This window comes from Gloeocapsopsis sp. IPPAS B-1203 (assembly GCF_002749975.1).
Lineage (GTDB): Bacteria > Cyanobacteriota > Cyanobacteriia > Cyanobacteriales > Chroococcidiopsidaceae > Gloeocapsopsis.
In genome coordinates, this window is sequence record NZ_PEIG01000016.1 from 67,654 (window position 1) to 87,442 (window position 19,789).

A 19,789-nucleotide genomic window follows, 5' to 3' on the forward strand; every position below is an offset into this window, starting at 1 on the left:
TAGTAGTGAAAAAAGTGGTGTAGGATAATAGTTCTCTATTGCAAGCCTTTCAAGATATATACTCATCTAATCTAGGTAGTCGTCGTTTGACTGGGGATGACTGAATCATAGATGTGTTTGTTTGAGCGTAAGGTATCAGTTGATCGATAATGCGCTCTAGATCATCAGCAGACTTTACATATGCTTTGGCAATGAAGCAATCATCACCTGTGATGCGATCGCATTCAACGACCTCTTCTATTTCGATGATGAGGGAAACTATTTTTGAGAGTTGTCCAGGTAGTGGTCGAATCCGAATATAGAATGCCAAAGAATAACCAAGGATTTTCGGCTCTATCTTAATTGTGAAACCTTGAAGTACTCCAGACTCTTCTAAGCGACGTAGGCGATCAGAAACGCTGGGAGCAGACATATTAAGTGCTCTCGCCAGATCTGCAATCGACGCTCTTGCATCTACTTCTAGTAAATGGAGCAGTTTCACGTCTGTAGTATCTAATTTTACTTTTTTCATCCGAAGGCATTTTGCCTTTATTTTCTTTTTTTATTAGGCAATAAGCCAATATCAACTTGACATAGATATGTTAACTCGAAAAAAGCCCTGATAACATAAGCTGCATGAAAACATTAAGAGTTGTTTTATCGTATACTGCGGCTGCACCACCTCATATTTGGTTTGTTATAAGTGCAATTTTTCACTATCTTGGTCCATCCTTTGCAGTGCTTCTGTTTCAGTACGTTGGTGTGCTTGGCGTTGCTTGGTTTCGGATTGCTAGCGCAGCAATGATCTTTGCAATATTGACTAGACCTTGGAAAACTTTTCGTTCAGCAAACCGAGAAGTCCTGATTCTGCTTTGGCTACTTGGTGCTTGTCTTGCTTTAATGAATAGCACATTCTATCTCGCCATAGATCGCCTACCACTCAGTTTAGTAGCTGCTATCGAATTTGTCGGCACAATTGCTATCGCTCTATTTGGATTAAGGTCGGTGCATAACTATATAGCACTGTTACTAGCAGCAATTGGAGCTTTTATTCTGACAGGTATTCATTGGTTTAGCGACCCAATAGGACTTACCTATGCCATAATCAACGGTTTATTATTCATGTCCTACATCGTTCTTGGACATCGAACAGCACGTCAGGGCGCAGGAGAAGGTGTTGGTCGCCTTGGTGCTGCGATGGCTGCTGCATTCATTGTTGTAATGCCAATTGGATTTAGTCAAGCAGTAGCCGCACTACCTCATCCGACACTCATTCTGGCGGGGGTTGGGGTTGGAATCTGTTCCTCGGTAATTCCTTACGTTTGCGACCAGCTTGCTATGTCTCGCATTCCACGAAATACCTTCGCACTAATGCTTGCATTACTCCCTGCAACTGCAACTCTTGTTGGCGCGATTGTACTTGGTCAAATTCCCACTTTGAAAGATGCTATAGGAATTTCGCTTGTAATGGTTGGTGTCTCAATTCACAAACCAGCCCTTATAGAGGGATAGAGGTAGTTTAAGCGAACTGTCAACCTAAAGTGTAAAGTGCGATAGGAGTACATCATGATTTGGTTAGCCTTACAACTTAATACCGAAGACTGGAGTAAAATTACAATCAAGTCTCATTTATTTGTTGCAATCAAAGCATTTTGGCAATTTAGCCAATTTTATGGTGAATATTCAGTAACTCCCCCTGAGCAGAGAAAAAAATTTTGTCAAGAATATCACACCAAGATGGCTGTTAAGTCGAGTCGTAGGCTTAAGCACCAAAGTAAAGCTTAATATAGCTATCTCAATAGTGGTGCATTTACTTACCTACTTGTACCAAACTCAATTGAAAATGTTAACTTTTGATCTATAAAATCCACAATAAAAGGTAATAATGAGTATTAATTTAGACCTGCCAACAGACCTGGAAGACGAACTATCTTTTGAAGCATCTCAGTTGAAGTTGCCTTTAACAGAATATATTTTGCGTGTTCTCTCGTTTCGACCATTTTTGCAAAATCCGCCGAAGACAGGTGCGGAACTCATTACATATTGGGAAAACAATGGAGTTATCAATTCTCGCCCTGATATCAACGATAGTCAAGAATATGCTCGCAGGTTACGTCATGAAGCTGAAAACCGTCAGCAAGCATAGATATTGTTAATGTATTTACTTGATACTGATGTCCTAATTGATATCCAGCGCGGTCATACTCCTGCAATTGCTTGGTTTACAACCCTTTTGGAGGTTCCAAGCGTTCCTGGCTTTGTTGTCATGGAGTTAATTCAGGATGCACAAAACAAGCAGCAAGTTCGTAAAGCATTGCAACTTGTAGCACCATTACCTGTTGTTTGGCCTACTGAAACTGACTGTGCCCGTGCTTTATCTGATTTCACAGTTTATAGTCTATCGCACAAGGTAGGGTTAATTGATGCTTTAATTGCTGCCTGTGCCATAGGACATGGTTTTATACTCTGCACGTTTAATACTAAGCACTATTGAGTAATACCAGGACTGAACATGGAGCAACCCTATAGTCGTTAAATGCAAGCTAATACTACGCTGCAACGGACGAATACGAGTCCTCAATAGTGTTACAAAGTTTGCCGCCACTGGCTTGTGCCGTTAGGCTGACGTGAACAGAACAAATGTGAATGATTTTACCGTGTAGCGATCGCGCTTGAATGTTGGCAATTTTGAATTGCAATGCAGTGTGGTAAGAATACTACAAGTATTTATGGCAAGAAAAGGTGGTAATCCAGAAACGTATTTCAAGTCAAACTACAGTGGAAAAGTAGCTAAAAAAGCAGTTGGAGTAAAATTACCACTTGAATTAGATGCTTACGTGCGATCGTAGATTCCCCTTCGGATTGGTTAGACGAAGCTGCGATCGAAAAATATCAACGCGAACAGTTATGCAGAGAACAAACTAATTGAATGGCGTATCAATCGTTAGCAAGTTAGTATTTGAAAGCCATTGGGTCAAATTAATAAGTTTCACAGGCAAAATTAACTAAAAATGCCATAAAAAAAGAGGCTTAATTACCTCTTTAAAAAAATGTTTGCTGTTAGTTATTGCGTTCAATCACGCCGCCGCCTAACACTGTATCGATATCATACCAAACTGCAGCTTGACCAGGGGTGATACTAAATTGCGGTTCATCAAACACTAGCTTGACGCGAGAATTCTCTAGGGGAATAACTGTGACAGGAACTGGGTGCGAACGATAGCGTACTTGAACTTCCGCCCGAATTGGTGCAGTAGGTTCTGCAATTGAAACCCAGTTAACTCGTTGTACTGTGCATTCTGATTGCGTAGCGTTGGTGCGATCGCCAACAATCACTCGATTCATCGCTGCATCTAAACCAATCACATACAAAGGTTCAGCCGCCGCAATTCCTAAGCCTTTACGCTGTCCAATTGTATAGTGATGCACTCCTTCGTGCTGTCCTAACACTTTTCCCGTAGCATCGACAATTTCACCTTGTTTGGGTGTAATGTATTTGTCAAGAAATTGACGCATCGAACCGTTAGCTTCGACTAAACATAAATCTTGACTTTCTGGTTTGTTAGCAGTTTTTAAATCAAACTGAGCGGCAATTTGCCGTGTTTCTGTCTTTACTGTTTCCCCTAAAGGAAACACTGTTCCTGCAAGTAAATCTTGTGATAAATCGTATAAAAAGTAAGTTTGATCTTTGTTGCGATCTACCGCACGACGCAACTGGTAGCGATTTGTTGCAGCATCGTAAGTAATTCTAGCGTAGTGACCTGTAGCAATTTTATCTATACCCAAGTGTTCGCGGGCATAATCCAACATAGGACCAAATTTTACAGTTCTGTTGCACTGCGAACATGGTAAAGGTGTAATTCCTGCACTGTAACCTGCAACTAAATAATCGACGATATTAGTTTGAAAAACTTCGCGAATATCGACAACATGATGCTCAATTCCCAACTGTTCACAAATATAAGCCGCATCAATCATACCTTCAGAACAGCACTGACCTTTACCCTTCATTAGCCAAAGAGTAAGACCTACAACTTCGTAACCTTGTTGTTGTAAAATGGCAGCTGCTGTAGAACTATCAACGCCACCAGATAGACCAACTACGACTTTTTTCATGAACGTGGCTTCAAAACAATTGCCCAGATATTAATTCTAGACCAATGCAATCTTACTTGACAGGAGACTCCTTTTGGCAGTCAAGGTTAAAAGCGAGATTTAAGCAGCGGAAATATATAAGGGGAGCAACTACTTAGCACTTACCATTATCTCTCTAGGCTGACTTGTACTAGTAATGGTATTGTTTGTTATTGATTGCTTAGCAATTGCTTGTAGCAGGAGATAATTTAGAACTGTGCGAATTAAGATAATTGCACCTAGTTTGCCAATATCATCCCAAGTGGGCGCAATAATTGTCTTTAGGATACTAGCACCAACAAGAAAGCTTAGCCCCAACGAAAAAGAATAGCCCATTTCTAAGCGGCTTTTTTGAAAAGCAGTACCAGAATGAGATTGAAATAAAGCTTGTTGAACAAAAATCAGTAAAGCTTTAATAATTCCTATAGAAATTACAAAAAGTGCAAGTAGTTGAATGATGCTTACGACTTGTTTATCTAGTATCCGAACTATTGTTTCTACATCTTGGGCTAAATTAAAATTTTCTATTATGCTTACTGCTGACATCATCAGTCACAATCCAAATATTTGATTCAAAGTAGAGATAAAAAATGTAGCTTTCAAAACTTTAACTAACAAAAGCTACATCGGTTGAACTGTATTTTAAGTTAGACTCTACTTCTTTGTAATCTTTACCAGGTATGATCCCTAATTAGAAGGAGAGCAAACTTACTATTTTCATCTAGAGAATCGAACTAATAACATAGCGAGTATACTAGCCTTGTTATGCTAGATTACAACAGTGATTATCAACTAGCTACTAATCAAAAGCTGCCTCTAACGGCACTGCTAACCATGCTTGAAAATTTTGCTGTTGAGTAGCAGAAGGATGATCCACAGGCACAATTTGATATTTGTTAGGACGAGGCTCGGCAAGTGTAACATCATAAGTGCGTAATTCGTCTTGATGAAAGACTGATACTTGAATCTTGTCATATAGCTGATAATCTTTAAGGCGATCGCTTAAATGAGTTGCTTGTACTCTTATGCCATCAATCGCCAGTAACTCGTCCCCCGCATTGATCCCTGCAATAGCTGCTGGTGTATCTGCTTCAACAAACTTAATAACTTCTTTTCCATTTTCTGCTTGCGCCTTGATTCCTAAATAAGGTGCTGCATTATCTTCCATATCCGCTGATATTTGTAAACCAAAGGGTTCAAGATACCGATTAAAGGGTAACTCTTCAACATCGTCAATATATTGATCAAAAAAATCAGTCAACTCGATTTCTGCGATCGACTCGATGACTTGTTGTAACTGTTCTGGAGTAAAACCAACTTCTGATTTACCAAATTGTTGCCACATTTGTCGCATGACATCATCAAGCGATCGCGTGTTATTGTGGCGATCGCGAATTAGTAAATCTAGTATGAACGACACTAATTCGCCTTTGAGGTAGTAAGAAATTTGTGAATTTCCACTGTTGGGATCAGGACGATACAACTTAATCCAAGCATCCCAACTTGACTCAGAGAGTGGTTGTATCAATCGCCCTGGTGTAGTCTGTAAGCGCGTAATATCTTTACTTAAGTTATTGAAGAACGACTTAGCATCATAAATACCTGCTCTTAAAGGGATAATGATGTCGTAGTAACTTGTTGTTCCTTCGCAAAACCACAGTGAGGGCGTGTAATTCTCGCGATCGTAGTCAAATACTTCTAACGCTTTAGGACGAATTCGTTTAACGTTCCACAAGTGAAAAAACTCATGTGCAACTAACTGCATAAAGTGATCGTACTTCTCTTTTGCCCGAAATCCCAGCCGTGGATAATTCAAAGAACAACTATATTTGTGTTCTAAACCACCATTGCCCTGAGACGATAGATGCAACAAAAAGATGTATGTTTCGTAAGGTAAACCATCAAATATCTCGGCTTCTACCTGAACAATCTTTTGAATGTCTGGAATCATTTTGACTGCATCAATGTTTCCCTTACCCCAAATTGCGAGTTCGTGGGATTTCCCTAAAACTTCAAAATGATGTAACTCGTGACAGCCAATCTCAAAGGGACTATCAACTAAAGTATCGTAGTTAGCAGCGATGAAAGTGTTGGGCGCATCTAATGTTGGTAGAGGAGTTGTCACCCGCCATTTAGGTTTGGGCGGAACTATTGTCACGCTAATTGCCTGTTTTTCCCACTCAGGAACTCTAAAAAATAGCGCAGCACCATTAAAGTAAGCGTGAGTTGTATCTAGATGATTTGTACGTACTGATAACTCGTGAGCAAACACCCGATATTTTATTGTAATTGTCTCTTCTAAATCAGTAGTTGTGACTCGCCAGTGATTTTTACTCAGCTTGTGCCATAACAACGGTTTTTCTCTTGCTGTTGCTGTAAAATTCTGGATATGCTTGGCATATTCTCGGACTAAATAAGAACCAGGTGTCCAAACAGGTAACTTGAGATCGAGTACAGGTGATTTCCAACCTGTCAGGTTTAAGCTAACTTCAAATAAATGTGATTCAGGTTGCGGCATTGCTACCCGATACAGGATTTGTGGAGTTGCACTAATTTTGCTATCGGGGCGAACAGCAGTTGCTTCCGTCATTGTTATCTTGGCTGTTGAGACTTAAAAGCCAATGTAGCAGTTTATTAAGGATGAGGTCACTGATAAGTGTTAAGGTGCTTTACATTCTAGTAGGCAGCCATTCTACGTTATCTATGAGACTACTAAAGTAATTTATCTCCTGCAAAGCCAAAAGTAGAAATAGGGGGCAAACAAGAAGCTTTTTGTATATTCTGACAGTACAAGGCTCTAACGCTTATATATCTTGCTTTAGTAAGATATTACTCAGAAATGTTCCATATAATTGTAGTTAAGCCTGGCAACAAGATCCCTTTTTAGGGAGATACAACATGGTCACACAGATTTCGCCATCAACTAAGACGGTCGGATTCTGGTCTGCGGTTCTCGCCACGGTTTTCAGCATCGCGTACATCGTAGGGCAGCTTGCCGAATGGTTAGGATTACTGGGGTCTCAGGGAGGACCAGAGAGTTCTAGTACGCCACTTGGTCTAGTCTTACTGCTTACGCCATCACTACTGTTGGGTTCTTCCTTTCTTGTACTTACTGTTAGTATTCACCAACTCGCGTTGCCGGAAAGAAGAATTTGGAGTCATACAGCCGTTGCATTTGCCACTGTTTACACAGTCTTGATCAGTATAGTTTACTTTGTGCAACTCACGCTCGTCATGCCCCGACTTGCGCACGGTCAAAGTGAAGGAATCGAGGTATTTTTGTTTGTACCGTTTGATTCCTTTTTATATGCCGTAGATATTCTGGGATACAGCTTTATGAGCGTGGCTACTCTCTTTGCCGCAATGGTGTTCGTGGGTAAGGGGATAGAAAGAGTTGTACGGGTGTTCTTAACTGCAAATGGCTTGTTAGTGCCTTTCATTGCGCTGCAAATGTACTTCCATCCTCTAATCTGGATCGCGGCACTTTGGGCAGTGACGTTTCCAGGATCAACATGGTCGCTTGCTATTCTGTTTCGACGTGCAGCAACTACAACTGGTTCTGATTAGTGAATAAGGTTGAGGTAGACGCTAGCTTCCTCATCCATATGGGGCGATCGCAGTTATCTGCGCGTTAGACCTCAGGAAATATCAAATAGAGTACCTGAATGGATGCTGTCAGAGGCTGCAGAACAATCTCATACATGAAAAAAGCTGGATAATAGTCAAATAGCGGCGTAAACAAGAATCTTTCTTTCTGACAGTAAAGGGCTGTAACGCTTACATCTCTTGATTTAGAAAAAGATTACACACAATTTTCTGTACAATAAATAGTTAAAATAGTTATGCCACTTAGTTCCTGGTGATGACAGTAGCCAAAATCTTGTTTGTTAATATTCGAGCCAAGTAGTTTAAGGGTAACGTGAAGGACAAGACCAGGCGGGAGACTCTATCTAAATGACAACAGGCAACGACATTTTTCGGGGATTGCAAACTACAGCGATTCATGCAGGAGAAAAACCTGATATGGCAACCCGTGCTTCTTCTCCTAGCATTGTCATGTCATCATCCTTCGTAACAGATGCAGATACTCCCTTCTCGGCTGAGAATTTACAGGAGCAGACTACGTTTTTCTATACCCGTGAAGGTAATCCAACTGTCCAGCAGCTTGAGCAAAAACTAGCCGCATTAGAGGATGTTGAAGCTTGCGTTGCTTTTAGCAGTGGCATGGCTGCCATTTCAGCCTTGATATTTCATACGCTCAAGCCAGGCGATCACATTGTCATGAGCGATGTTGCGTATGTGGGTGCAGCTGAGTTGATGAAGGGATTAATCCCCACGCTTGGTATTCAAGTTACACGAGTCAATACAACAGATTTAGATGCTATACAAGCGGCAATACTTCCTCAGACAAAACTGATCCATATTGAAACACCTTGCAACCCAATTGTCAGATTGTCAGATATTCAGGCAATTGCTGAGATTGCTCATGCTGCTGGCGCAAAGCTATCGGTTGATTCGACCTTTGCAACACCAGTCGCAACTCAACCGATTAAGTTAGGTGCAGATTTTGTAATTCATTCTTTGAGCAAGTACTTATGTGGACATGGAGATGCCATTGGAGGAGCAGTGTTGGGGGCAAGTGCTGATATGTCAGGTATTCGCCATTTGCTGGTTCATCTTGGGGGTGTGCTCAGTCCATTTAATGCTTGGCTGATTATGCGAGGTATCACAACGCTACCCATTCGTATGAAAGCCCACGAGGAGAATGCTCTTAAAGTTGCGCGTTTTCTTGAAGCCCATCCTCAAGTCAAGCGAGTTATTTATCCTGGATTGCCAACTCATCCTCAGCATGAGTTGGCAAAACGACAGATGAGTAACTTTTCAGGTATGATTGCTTTCAGACGCAAAACCCTGTTTCCCTTGCTCAAGCTTTTGCTGAACACTTGCAGATTGTTCACTATGCAGTCTCACTGGGTCATCAGCGTAGCCTTATTTACTATATTTCGACTCAGGAGATGCTTGAAACGTCTTTTACACTTAATCAGACACAAGTGGCTGACTATCGAAATTTTGCAGGCGATGGAGTGTTTAGATTTTCAGTAGGACTCGAAGATGTTGAAGATATCTGTAAAGACTTAGAGCTATCGATGAAAAAGGCGTAATGTTTAACGGCATCTTGAGCAGTATAACAAGTCGCTGAAGCGGAACGAAGATAGGATATCTATCGAGCGGCAGAGGACATTTCCGTCCGCTTAGCTCAATCTTCAGGTGAACTTTGATAGTGAGAAATGGAGAATAGAAAAGCACTTACGCAGTCAAAATTTATCCGAACAAAAGCTAATTGTTGATCGCTAATTGCCAATAAGTTAATAGTTTTTAAGTGACGTTTATTTTCACCTGGGTACTCATTAAATTTCTTTAAGCTTTTCTAGTTGACTGTTAACGTTTGCCAGCAGTTGATTAAGTACTGGTAGTGCTTCTAATTGTTCGCGGCTTAAGTTAGGGTGCATTTTAGCTCGTTTGTGCATTTCCCGCAACTTTTGCTGTAATTGTTGGGCAATGGATAATGCATCTTGACCCAAGTGTGATGATTGCTGCTGTTGGTAAAACTCTAGCGCTGCGCCACGTAAGATTTGGAGGGTTGCTTCTTCACCAAAAGCACCAGGCATGATTTGTAAACGTAATAGTATGCGACTATTTTGGTAAAGGCGTTCAATTTCTACTTGTGTTTGTTCTTCTACAGGTGCGATCGCTAAATGCATTAATTCCTTGAGTTCATCAATAACTTCTTGAAATCGTTGCGCAGGGAGTTTTTCTAGTATCGATTGCACAACACCATTAAGACTCCAGAGAATGCGACCAAACTGAGGATATTGCCGCTCAAAATAAAGTCTACCAATTCCTTCGGTGAGTATTCGTCCGAGTAACTCTTGCAGCAGATCTTTTGCAGGTAAGGTTGACAGTAATTCTATGGAACTAGAAAGATGAAGTGGATTAACTTCTAACGTTGGCAAGGCTAGTAAATTTTCTTTTGATTCTGTTTCACTTGTAGATGATGTCTTTTCTATAGCTAAAGGAGGAATTGGGGGCTGTTTGGCTTGTTGGGAAGTTTCTTTGTGTTTTAAGTAGGCTGATAGCATTGCCCGATGTGTGTTTAAGCCAATTGATTGTGGTACCAAAGCGCAACTCAGGTGGGAAACAATGCAACTGACGTAATCTTTAGCGACACTGTCTTCTGGATTTACCATGCCTAGCCGCAAAACATTTTCTGCTAAAGTCAAAGGCAGCACTTGATGATACAAACAGGCTTCAAGAGATATGATGTTGTCGATAAGCCAGAACATTTGCTGAATATCCACCTGTAGCACCCCGTTATAAACGTGCGATCGCTATACTAATCAATTACTTGGTCGAACAACCGTAAAATTACTTAACTTTATGTGTTAATTAATTCTCTTCTCGTTCTAGTATAGTGGAATATTATGGCGATTGTTGTCGTAAATTTCTCTAGATTACTGAAGAAAAAAGATACATAAAGCGATCTAAAATCTGCGGATGACAGCTATGTTAAAAGCATTCAAGAGAAAGTAGATCGTCTCAATCTTGACTTCTAATCGTTTGAGCTACTAAGTACAGTTTAGTCCACTCGCTAAGTACCTGATGTGTTTGCAAACGCATTGTTTGGGCGATAGCTGCTGTATCTTTACCATCTTTTAGTAACTTAACAAGCTGACACTGCTTGGGAGTTAATTTAGCCCAATAGCTTTGCCATTGCTGCGGCGTTAAACCGAAGCTATGTTCTTGTAAAGAATTTTCTAGCCAGTTTCCGACAAGTTCAGTTTGCTCTTTTGCAGCAAATACGCGCACTGCATGGTAGCTAATTTTCTCACGTAGCCGATACACTTCTTTGACTTGCAAGTTTAAATAATGGGCGATCGCTTCTTGTGATTTTCCTTGCAGATATAGCTGTAACCATTTAACTGCGGTTGCTCCTAATTTTTGGAATAAATAAGCTTCAAATTCCTTTTGAACTTTGATTCTTAAACTTTGTTGTTCTATGAAAGCTTGTCGATCTTGATATTCAGCGATCGCTGGTGTATCAAATAGGCTAATTGGATCGTCGTTGTCCTCAGTGAGGAGATCCTCTGAGACAAGCTTAACGAGATCTTGGGCGGGAACTTGCGTTAATCCTCCACGCGAAATACGGCGTAAATAGTTAACAAATCGATAGGCAATCAAAGGCTGATTCCTAATCCGGCGCAAGCTATATTCTTCTAGACTAGTAAATAGTAGTGCGTTGCGTAGTTTCACATCGTTAGTACATTGGGCAATCCAGTTCATTTGTTGCTGCATATAGCGATCGCTTTGCAACAACTCTTGAATAACTTCTTGTAAAACATCCAACACTGTTGTCGTGCGATCGCGACTCAGAGATACCCAAGTCCGAATTTTATTACGGAGAAGCACCAAGCTACTCAATCGAGTTGTCAAGTTGCGGTAAGCTCGTTCTGGCGTTTGTCCTAAATAGCGCTGCAGTAAAATGCAATAGCGGTATTCCATTCCTTGCTGTACGAGATCTAGCTCGTGGGGAAGCATTGTCTCGATTCTTTCAATATCATTGCCAATTAGCCAGCGCCAAATACTTTCTTGGGTGACTTCAGAATATTGTTGTAGTTCGCGACAAAGCCGCGATCGCCAACCTTGTGTCAAAGTTTCTGTCCATTTAATCATGAGATTGTCTTCCTTAAATACCCGTAAAGTTTGCATGACAACCTGCACTTCTATATGTGGCACTCAATTAATTTATGTAGCAGATGCTTCTGATTGTGTTAACTTGTGCAAATTCTTTCAGTTGCCTTTTTGTGATGTTTTGCAATATTTATTAGAAATTTTGCATTACTTCAATACTCAGTTCTTTTTTAAAAGTTTTTAACCTTTATGTTGCTCGTTCTACCTTAAAAATCTATTAATAAATTTTGGTTAACATCTATTGATTTCTCAGTATCAAAGCCAGCAACAATGCATTATTTACTAAATTTTACAAATCAGTTTTCCTAACTTTTATTTAATCTTTCAATATCAGAGCGATACATTAAGTTTGATTTAGCGCTAAATAAGCTTCTAGCAGCTTGACTTTCAGAAAATAATATTTCTGAATTATTTGCTTTTGAAACTACAAGAAAAACATACACAAATTGCCTAAAATTACCTTCTATATACATTTAACTACCTTTTTGCTTTATCAGTATGATGTAGAAAGAGAAATTTAAGAATCTAGAATCTGTTTTAGGTGTTATGGTTTATTAATTTGCTACTTTTATTTTTATTAAGGTTTTCCTCAAAGCTAAGAACTCTGAAGTAGTTCAAGTAACTTACTTGAGACATACTTTATCGTTATTGTCATTTCCCTGTCAGTCGGTAAAAGACACCACAAGGTCAGCTAAAAGTCATAAAAATGTATTAAAGTCGGACGTGCCTTATCAGGAGGAATAGTAGAATAATGCTGCTAAATGAGTAAGATAGATGACGGTCACGTTTTTCTACTAATAGTTGTATGCTAGATGATGAGTAATTTAAATTACAATTTTAGTTTTTATTTTACGGATATAATACCCATTCCAAGAGGTGATAGATTTATTATCTCTCCTTTGATTCAGCACGACAACAAACACTAGAGGTGCTGGTAGATGAACGTTGAAGAAGCAATGGATATTATAGAGAAGCTCCTCGAACAAGGACGCTTGAACAAAGCTCAAGAAATTGTATTTCGACAATCTTGGGAGGGGAAATCTTACATGGAGATTGCTAGAGCCTCTGGTTATGATACGGGTTATATTAAAGACACTGGCTCTCATCTGTGGCAGTTGCTGACCAAAGTTTTTGGTAAAAAAGTGACTAAAAACAACTTTCAGTCTGTTGTCTTACGGTATGCACGGGTTACACACAAAGATTTTAATAATCTGGCTACATTAAGATGGCAAAAAGCAAGTTTTACCAAGGAGACTTTACCTGAACAAACTCCACAGATTTATGCATTGAACGCGCACATAACTCCGAATTTAGGAGAAGTTAAAACTCAATACGATTGGGGAAGTGCGCCTGATATATCAATCTTTTATGGTAGAACGAAAGAATTAGCAACACTACAACAATGGATTGTGCAAGATCGCTGCCGATTAGTGACATTACTAGGAATGGGAGGAATTGGAAAAACCAGTTTGTCAGTTAAGTTAGCGCAAGAAATCCATACAGATTTTGATTATGTCATCTGGCGATCGCTGCGGAATGCTCCAGCTATACAAGATTTACTCACTAACTTGATTTCATTTCTCTCAAATCAACAAATAACCATCAACGATTTACCGGAAAGTGTAGAAGATAGAATATTACATCTTGTAAATTACTTACGTTCGTCTCGATGTTTACTGATACTTGACAATGTAGAAACAATTTTACGTCAAGGGGAACGTGCGGGACATTACATTGAAGAATACGAAGAATATGGACAACTCTTACGCTGTGTTGCACAAACACATCATCAAAGTTGCTTAGTTGTTACAAGCCGTGAGAAACCAAGGGGCTTAGCATCCTCTGAGGGAATTACTTTACCTGTAAGATCGCTTCATTTAGATGGCTTAACTCAATCTGAAGGTAAAGATATTTTTGAGACTAAAGGACTTTTTTGCTCAGATGTACAACAGCAACTGTTATTTGAACACTATCGTGGTAATCCACTAGCATTAAAGATAGTTGCGACAAATATTCAAGAGTTATTTGATGGCGATGTGACGCAATTTCTCGAGCAAGGTACCGCAGTTTTTGGAGATATTTGGGATCTTTTAGGTCAGCAATTTAGGCGTCTGTCGATAGCTGAACAGCAAGTTATGTATTGGTTAGCAATCAATCGCGAACCTGTGACATTATCAGAGCTAAAGCAAGATATTCTCCCTATCATATCGCCACGCGAAGTTCTAGAAGCACTAGAATCTTTACAACAGCGCTCTTTAATTGAAAAAGCTGTACCGATTGTTAGCAAAAGTGCTGCTAGTTTTACGCAGCAGCCTGCGGTGATGGAGTATGTTACTGCTCAGTTTATTTCTCAAATTTGTAACGAAATTACGACAAAAGATATTAATCTTTTCAATAGTCATGCTTTGATCAAAGCACAAACTAAAGACTATATTCGAGATGCGCAACGGTTGATCTTTCAACCATTAATCAACACACTTTTAGCTAGCTTTGGCAACAAACAAAGAATTAAAGAACAGCTCAATCGCATTCTTCTCGAACTGCGGTTGTCTACATCAATTACACCAGGATATGCAGGAGGTAATGTTCTTAACCTACTCGTGCAGTTACAAGCTGATTTAAATTACTACGACTTTTCAGAAATTACTGTTTGGCAAGCCTATCTTAAAGACGTTAACTTGCAACACGTCAATTTACAACATGCAGATTTAACAAACTCAGCATTTACCGAAAACTTCGGCTGCATTTTAGCATTAGCTTATAGTCCAGATAGTCAAACCATCGTGACTGCAGGTGAAGCAGGTCAAATCCGGTTATGGCGCGTTGCAGACATGAAGCCCGTTTTAACGTGGAAAGGTCATATTCGTTGGATTTTAGCAGTTTCGTTTAGTCCTGATGGAGCGATTTTAGCAACGGGTAGTGACGATCGCACTGTAAAAATTTGGGACGCGCATACAGGTGAACTACTGCAAACATTGCACGGACATCTGAGTTGGGTTTGGTCACTCGCTTTTAGTCCTGATGGTAAAACTTTAGCAACAGGTAGTGACGATCGCACTGTAAAAATTTGGGACATCGCAACAGGTAAAATCTTGCAATCTTTACAAGAACATACAAATCGGGTCGAGTCGGTAAGCTTTAATTCTCAAGGTAATTTGTTGGCGAGTGGAAGCAACGATGGTAGCATCATGCTGTGGGATATCAGTAGCACTCAGGTTATCAAATTCACTGAATCTGCACAGCCAATTCGAGCGATCGCTTTTAGTACAGATGGTACGCTGCTTGCAAGTGGTAGCGATGATGGCAACATCACAATATGTAATATCAATAGTGGGAATTGTTGGCGATTGCAAGGACACTCCTATTTAGTTCAAAGCCTTGCCTTCAGCCCTGACGATCAAACACTAGCTAGTGGAAGTCACGACAAAACAATCAAGTTGTGGAATCTCACCACAGGACAATGCGCAAAAACACTGCAAGGACACGCGAGTCGAGTTTGGTCTGTTGCTTTTAGTCCGGATGGTCAAACTTTAGTTAGCGGGAGTGACGATCGCTTGTTAAAGCTGTGGGATGTTGCTACAGGTAACGCATTAAAGACTCTTTGGGGTTATACAAATCTAGTACGAGTTGTTGTTTTTAGTCCAGATGGCACAATGTTGGCAACTGGAAGTAGCGATCGCACAGTGCGATTGTGGGATATTTCCACGAGTAAAGTCATAAAATCCTTTCAAGGACATGCCCGTGGTATTCTTTCAACCACTTTTAGTCACAATGGACAAATTCTCGCAAGTGCTAGTGAAAAGATTAATTTATGGAATGTCAATACAGGTAAGCTCATTCAAACACTACAAGGACATACAAACTGGGTATGGTCAGTTGCTTTCAATCCTCAAGATGATACTTTGGCGAGTGCAAGTGGTGACCATACTGTAAAGTTGTGGAATGTGAATACAGGGCGTTGTTTACAAACCCTCATCGGACATACTAATTGGGTGTGGTCTGTTGCTTTTAGTCCTCAAGGCAAAATCTTAGCAAGCAGTGGTGATGTGACAGTACGATTATGGGATATCCAAACCGGAGAATGTCTTAAAGTTCTGCAAGGACATACTAATGGTGTCTGGTCTGTTGCCTTTCATCCGCAAGGTAAAATCTTAGCAAGTGCTAGCGATGACTACACAGTCAAAGTGTGGGATGTTGACACAGGCAAATGTTTACAAACATTACAAGGACATACTAATGGTGTTTGGTCTGTTGCGTTTAGTCCAGATGGGCAACTTTTAGCAAGTGCTAGCGATGACAAAACATTGAAACTTTGGGATGTTCGTACTGGTAAATGTTTACAAACATTAGAAGGGCACAGCGATCGCGTCACATCAGTGAGCTTTCATCCGCAAGGTAAAATTCTTGCAAGTGGCGAACAAGAAGAAAAAATTAAACTTTGGGATCTTGATACCGGCAAGTGTATTACAACAATCCGCAGCGATCGCCCTTATGAAGGAATGAATATTACAGGTGTGACAGGGTTGACTGACGCTCAAATTGCCATGCTTAAAGCACTTGGTGCAGTAGAGATAGAAGCAGAGGAAACTACAGCTTAAATTGTGTCGGTGGAATGAAGAGAAATCTATAAATTTTTCCTCTAACACTGTCTTAATGTGCTTTAGATCACAAATGTAAGTTGTTTGGATCACTAAATGTAATTTATTTTTTCAGTAGATTTTTGAATGAGCCTACACAAGACTGTCGTCTTGTATAATACTGCCATTGCAGGTGAATTAATTGATACAGCCATTGGAATCAAAGCACAACATCAATCTTCATCAGCAGGAGACACTAATTGAAAGAGTAGGCGAAGCGATCGCTTTATTCAATTGTGCACATCGCCTCGTTGTCTTTAACCAACAATTTTGTCGAAATTGGGGATTACATTCTGATTGGCTCAAACAAAAGCCTTATGACAAAGAAGTTTTTGTTGAAATTGTCAAACAAGGCTACTGGTCACAAGCAAAGTCCGAACAACTGTTGCTTCTATTAAATGGTAATACAACTTTCCCCGTTTACATTGAACAAACAGACGGGAAATCGCTGGAAGTTTATTCTAGTGAAACTTCCGATGCTGGAAGAATGATAACTTTTCTGGATATTACTGAGCATCGGCGCTCTCAAGCATATCTCAACGCAGAACTCAAACGGCAAGCATTTCTTTTGGGATTAATGGAACGCATCCAGCCTGCGAGTGAACTGCGAGAAATTGGACAGTTTGCTCTTAGTTATCTTGTCCAAACAATGGGAGCTGCTTTTGGTGATGTCAAAGTGATCTCAGGAAAAAACCAAGAAGCTTGGGCTTATGTACTCACCAGTGAAATCTCTGCGCAGTTTGTTGCGACTTACGGCGATACAGTGACAGCAGAAATGGCAAAATTTCTCGAGCGAGGAATTCCCTACGGACAAGGACTTCTGTGGCAAGTCGTTGATACGGCTAAACCATTATTTATTGAAGACTATTACAAACATCCTCAGGCTGTATCTGCATTTCGACATCCAGGTATTGGTCAGTTAGGCATTTTCCCGATTCCTGCGGCTGATGGTACGATTATCGGTGTCTTGACTCTAGAATCTCGCAGTCTACGCAAATTACAAGACGCCCCACAGCAAGATATGCTATTAGCAGCTTGCCGAATGCTTGGAGTTGCCATCGAACGCGCTCAAGCTCAGGAACGCCTGCGTCAGATTAACGAAGATTTAGAGCAAGCTTCGCAGCTTAAGTCAGAATTTCTCGCTTCCATGTCGCACGAATTGCGTACGCCCCTCAATAGTATTTTAGGTTTCTCAGATTTACTACTACGCCAATTTGATTCTTTAACTCCGCGCCAAACTAAATATCTGCGAGTGATTGAAGAAAGTGGTCAACATCTATTGCAGTTAATTAACGATATTCTCGACTTATCTAAAATTGAATCTGGCAAAGTAGAACTAGAACTAGAACCTGTATCCATTCCCGATCTCTGTCTGCAGTGTCAAGAGATGATTCAGCCTCGCATAAATAAGAAGCGACTGATGTTATCACTCGATCTTGACAATCGCCTAACACAGGCAAACCTTGATGAGCGTCGTGTTCGCCAGATCTTAATTAACTTACTCTCTAATGCAGTCAAATTTACACCTGAAGGTGGTCACATCAAACTTAGTTGTCGTATCGCTTATGGCAATCAATTGCAATCAGAGATGTATCGACCAGATTGTAGTCCAATTAATCTAAGTACACCTTATGTGTGTATCGCAGTTGAAGATACAGGTATTGGTATTCCTGCAGAAAAATGGCATTTACTCTTTCGTCCCTTTCAACAGATAGACGCTTCTTTAACACGACAACATGAAGGAACGGGCTTAGGATTAGCACTCACAAAACGATTAGCAGAACTGCATGGCGGAACTGTTTCTCTTGAATCAGTAGCAGATCAAGGCAGTACATTTCGCGTATGGCTACCGCTTACCGAAATGCGTCAACAGTTAGTATCCTCTAAAGGGGATGCTACTGAAGAACAGATAGTTAGTGTTGGCAAAAGTAAATGGGTTTGGGTTGTAGAAGATCAGCCCTATAACCAAGCTTTAATTACAGAAATGCTGGAGTTACAGGGTTACAAGGTAGAGTTAATTGCAGATGGTCAAATGATGATGAAAGCAATTGATTCATATGTTATCTCTGCAAAAGCTTTGCCTGACTTGGTTTTGATGGATATTCAATTGCCCAAAGTTGACGGATTCAAACTCATCCGACAACTCAAAAATAGTCCTTACTGGCAATCAGTTCCAGTAATTGCGTTGACAGCTATGGCTATGACAGGAGATCGCGATCGCTGTCTTGCATCCGGTGCAGATGCTTATCTTAGTAAACCTTTGAACTTTATTACTTTACAACATACATTGCAAACTTTTATTAAAGCTTAAAATGCGATCGCTTTTGCATTAATTATTACTGCCTAGACCCCAAGAACGCCTTAGAATTTACTATAATGACGGTTTGCTTATAATCAAGAATTTGAGTGTATGAATGATACCTACGCTCTTTAAAAACTACAAAAATAATCGGAATTATTCAGTCGAAACTGTCTCCTAATTTACATAGCCTTCCGTTTCCTTTGTTGTATTGTTGTATCTTCGGAAACTTGGTGGCGATCGCCTTGCGAGTTATACCAAGACAAAAGCGGTATTAACTTAGGGCAGTAAAAAGCTAAGGTTGTCATTTGAAGTGTTACCCTATACTGTTGTGCTTGACAGTGGCAAGAGTACAGATGCAGAAGTGAAGAATATTTTTCTACAGTAGGAATCAAGTGAAATAGTCTAAAAATTTAACGATAACTTAAATTTAAGTAGAATTAGCGGTGTTAGGAGGCGTTATGTTTACTTTGCACAGCATATTGATTGGAGTTATCTGTTTTACACTCGCGTTTGTCTTAGCGAGTTTGGTAGAGTACTGGCTGCATCGATTAATGCACGTTTCCCATCAAATTGGCGAACGTCACCGCGATCATCACCGCCGCAATGAAGGACAAGGCGTCATCTGGGAATTTCGCGATTATGTGCGCGGTAGCTTTGTTGTCATGATTGTTGTATTTTTCCTTTCTTTAGAAGCCGGAATCGGTTGGTTTCTAGGAGGACTAATTTATGCTGCTTTCTCAGCTTACGCACATCAACTGCAGCATGAGAACCCTACAAAGTGCTTTTGGATGAAAATGCCTGTTCACTATGTCCATCATAAGTACGGTATGTGGCATCACAACTTTGGTTTAGCTGTAGATTGGTGGGATCGCGTTTTTGGGACTTACAAGCCTGTAGAATGGCTCACTGATGAGGAACGAAATCAACCTGAACGCGGTTATCTGCAGTTGCGATGGTGGTAAGGATAGCAGAGGACACTGCGCATTGC

Annotated in this window: 15 protein-coding genes and 1 pseudogene; 9 read left to right on the plus strand and 7 right to left on the minus strand. The window is 40.3% G+C overall.

The features are described from left to right. Nucleotides 1–49 precede the first annotated feature (49 nt). Nucleotides 50–511 carry an Lrp/AsnC family transcriptional regulator gene (locus tag CSQ79_RS22550; RefSeq protein ID WP_099703369.1) on the minus strand — a complete coding sequence of 154 codons (462 nt, stop codon included), beginning with the start codon at nucleotides 509–511 and terminating at the stop codon, nucleotides 50–52. A gap of 104 nt (nucleotides 512–615) precedes the next feature. Here CSQ79_RS22550 and CSQ79_RS22555 point away from each other — a divergent pair, with 104 nt between their 5' ends. The 4 genes from CSQ79_RS22555 (at nucleotide 616) to CSQ79_RS22570 (ending at nucleotide 2,473) form a co-directional block, all read left to right on the plus strand. Further along, the gene (locus tag CSQ79_RS22555) at nucleotides 616–1,491 is read left to right on the plus strand and encodes an EamA family transporter (protein WP_099703370.1); all 876 of its coding nucleotides are present in this window, start codon (nucleotides 616–618) and stop codon (nucleotides 1,489–1,491) included. Between the two features lie 54 nt (nucleotides 1,492–1,545). Continuing rightward, entirely contained in the window at nucleotides 1,546–1,764 is a 219-nt protein-coding gene (locus CSQ79_RS22560; RefSeq protein ID WP_099703371.1) for a hypothetical protein, read from the plus strand. 100 nt (nucleotides 1,765–1,864) lie between these two features. Beyond that, nucleotides 1,865–2,125, plus strand: coding sequence for a hypothetical protein (locus CSQ79_RS22565; RefSeq protein ID WP_099703372.1), 261 nt, complete (start codon nucleotides 1,865–1,867; stop codon nucleotides 2,123–2,125). A gap of 9 nt (nucleotides 2,126–2,134) precedes the next feature. Continuing rightward, the gene (locus CSQ79_RS22570; RefSeq protein WP_099703373.1) at nucleotides 2,135–2,473 is read left to right on the plus strand and encodes a PIN domain-containing protein; all 339 of its coding nucleotides are present in this window, start codon (nucleotides 2,135–2,137) and stop codon (nucleotides 2,471–2,473) included. A gap of 55 nt (nucleotides 2,474–2,528) precedes the next feature. Here the strand turns inward: CSQ79_RS22570 and CSQ79_RS28380 are convergent, their stop codons facing one another. The 4 genes from CSQ79_RS28380 to CSQ79_RS22585 form a co-directional block, all read right to left on the minus strand. Continuing rightward, the gene (locus CSQ79_RS28380; protein WP_289501447.1) at nucleotides 2,529–2,678 is read right to left on the minus strand and encodes a hypothetical protein; all 150 of its coding nucleotides are present in this window, start codon (nucleotides 2,676–2,678) and stop codon (nucleotides 2,529–2,531) included. 361 nt (nucleotides 2,679–3,039) lie between these two features. Further along, nucleotides 3,040–4,095 (minus strand): tRNA 2-thiouridine(34) synthase MnmA, encoded by a 1,056-nt coding sequence (gene mnmA / locus CSQ79_RS22575; protein ID WP_099703374.1) that lies wholly within the window; start codon nucleotides 4,093–4,095, stop codon nucleotides 3,040–3,042. Nucleotides 4,096–4,224: 129 nt separating this feature from the next. Continuing rightward, nucleotides 4,225–4,662, minus strand: coding sequence for a DUF1622 domain-containing protein (locus tag CSQ79_RS22580; protein WP_099703375.1), 438 nt, complete (start codon nucleotides 4,660–4,662; stop codon nucleotides 4,225–4,227). 250 nt (nucleotides 4,663–4,912) lie between these two features. Next, nucleotides 4,913–6,703 carry a M61 family metallopeptidase gene (locus tag CSQ79_RS22585; RefSeq protein ID WP_099703376.1) on the minus strand — a complete coding sequence of 597 codons (1,791 nt, stop codon included), beginning with the start codon at nucleotides 6,701–6,703 and terminating at the stop codon, nucleotides 4,913–4,915. Between the two features lie 308 nt (nucleotides 6,704–7,011). Between CSQ79_RS22585 and CSQ79_RS22590 the strand changes: the two genes are divergently transcribed. Then, complete coding sequence (locus tag CSQ79_RS22590; protein WP_099703377.1) at nucleotides 7,012–7,680, plus strand: hypothetical protein; 669 nt, start codon at nucleotides 7,012–7,014, stop codon at nucleotides 7,678–7,680. A 456-nt stretch (nucleotides 7,681–8,136) separates the two neighbouring features. Next, nucleotides 8,137–9,275: pseudogene (locus CSQ79_RS22595) on the plus strand (trans-sulfuration enzyme family protein). A 246-nt stretch (nucleotides 9,276–9,521) separates the two neighbouring features. Here the strand turns inward: CSQ79_RS22595 and CSQ79_RS22600 are convergent. Continuing rightward, complete coding sequence (locus CSQ79_RS22600) at nucleotides 9,522–10,472, minus strand: hypothetical protein (RefSeq protein ID WP_289501448.1); 951 nt, start codon at nucleotides 10,470–10,472, stop codon at nucleotides 9,522–9,524. Between the two features lie 238 nt (nucleotides 10,473–10,710). Continuing rightward, a complete protein-coding gene (locus CSQ79_RS22605; RefSeq protein WP_099703378.1) occupies nucleotides 10,711–11,880 on the minus strand; it encodes a HetZ-related protein 2 in 1,170 nt (389 codons plus the stop codon). Nucleotides 11,881–12,800: 920 nt separating this feature from the next. On the opposite strand from CSQ79_RS22605, the gene CSQ79_RS22610 reads away from it, so the two are divergent. From CSQ79_RS22610 to CSQ79_RS22620, 3 genes are all read left to right on the plus strand, one after another. Then, the gene (locus CSQ79_RS22610; RefSeq protein WP_099703379.1) at nucleotides 12,801–16,460 is read left to right on the plus strand and encodes a WD40 domain-containing protein; all 3,660 of its coding nucleotides are present in this window, start codon (nucleotides 12,801–12,803) and stop codon (nucleotides 16,458–16,460) included. Between the two features lie 184 nt (nucleotides 16,461–16,644). Then, a complete protein-coding gene (locus CSQ79_RS22615) occupies nucleotides 16,645–18,810 on the plus strand; it encodes an ATP-binding protein (RefSeq protein WP_502693959.1) in 2,166 nt (721 codons plus the stop codon). Nucleotides 18,811–19,259: 449 nt separating this feature from the next. Beyond that, nucleotides 19,260–19,763: a sterol desaturase family protein gene (locus tag CSQ79_RS22620; protein WP_099703381.1), complete on the plus strand. Its 504-nt coding sequence runs from the start codon at nucleotides 19,260–19,262 to the stop codon at nucleotides 19,761–19,763. Nucleotides 19,764–19,789 lie beyond the last annotated feature (26 nt).

What these genes read in the sequence shown, in the direction of transcription:
- CSQ79_RS22585 (WP_099703376.1), bottom strand. Translation starts at nt 6,703, where the DNA reads ATGACGGAAGCAACTGCTGTTCGCCCCGATAGCAAAATTAGTGCAACT.
- CSQ79_RS22565 (WP_099703372.1), top strand. Translation starts at nt 1,865, where the DNA reads ATGAGTATTAATTTAGACCTGCCAACAGACCTGGAAGACGAACTATCT.
- CSQ79_RS22550 (WP_099703369.1), bottom strand. Translation starts at nt 511, where the DNA reads ATGAAAAAAGTAAAATTAGATACTACAGACGTGAAACTGCTCCATTTA.
- CSQ79_RS22580 (WP_099703375.1), bottom strand. Translation starts at nt 4,662, where the DNA reads ATGATGTCAGCAGTAAGCATAATAGAAAATTTTAATTTAGCCCAAGAT.
- CSQ79_RS22590 (WP_099703377.1), top strand. Translation starts at nt 7,012, where the DNA reads ATGGTCACACAGATTTCGCCATCAACTAAGACGGTCGGATTCTGGTCT.
- mnmA (WP_099703374.1), bottom strand. Translation starts at nt 4,095, where the DNA reads ATGAAAAAAGTCGTAGTTGGTCTATCTGGTGGCGTTGATAGTTCTACA.
- CSQ79_RS22570 (WP_099703373.1), top strand. Translation starts at nt 2,135, where the DNA reads ATGTATTTACTTGATACTGATGTCCTAATTGATATCCAGCGCGGTCAT.
- CSQ79_RS22560 (WP_099703371.1), top strand. Translation starts at nt 1,546, where the DNA reads ATGATTTGGTTAGCCTTACAACTTAATACCGAAGACTGGAGTAAAATT.
- CSQ79_RS22555 (WP_099703370.1), top strand. Translation starts at nt 616, where the DNA reads ATGAAAACATTAAGAGTTGTTTTATCGTATACTGCGGCTGCACCACCT.
- CSQ79_RS22610 (WP_099703379.1), top strand. Translation starts at nt 12,801, where the DNA reads ATGAACGTTGAAGAAGCAATGGATATTATAGAGAAGCTCCTCGAACAA.
- CSQ79_RS22605 (WP_099703378.1), bottom strand. Translation starts at nt 11,880, where the DNA reads ATGCAAACTTTACGGGTATTTAAGGAAGACAATCTCATGATTAAATGG.
- CSQ79_RS22620 (WP_099703381.1), top strand. Translation starts at nt 19,260, where the DNA reads ATGTTTACTTTGCACAGCATATTGATTGGAGTTATCTGTTTTACACTC.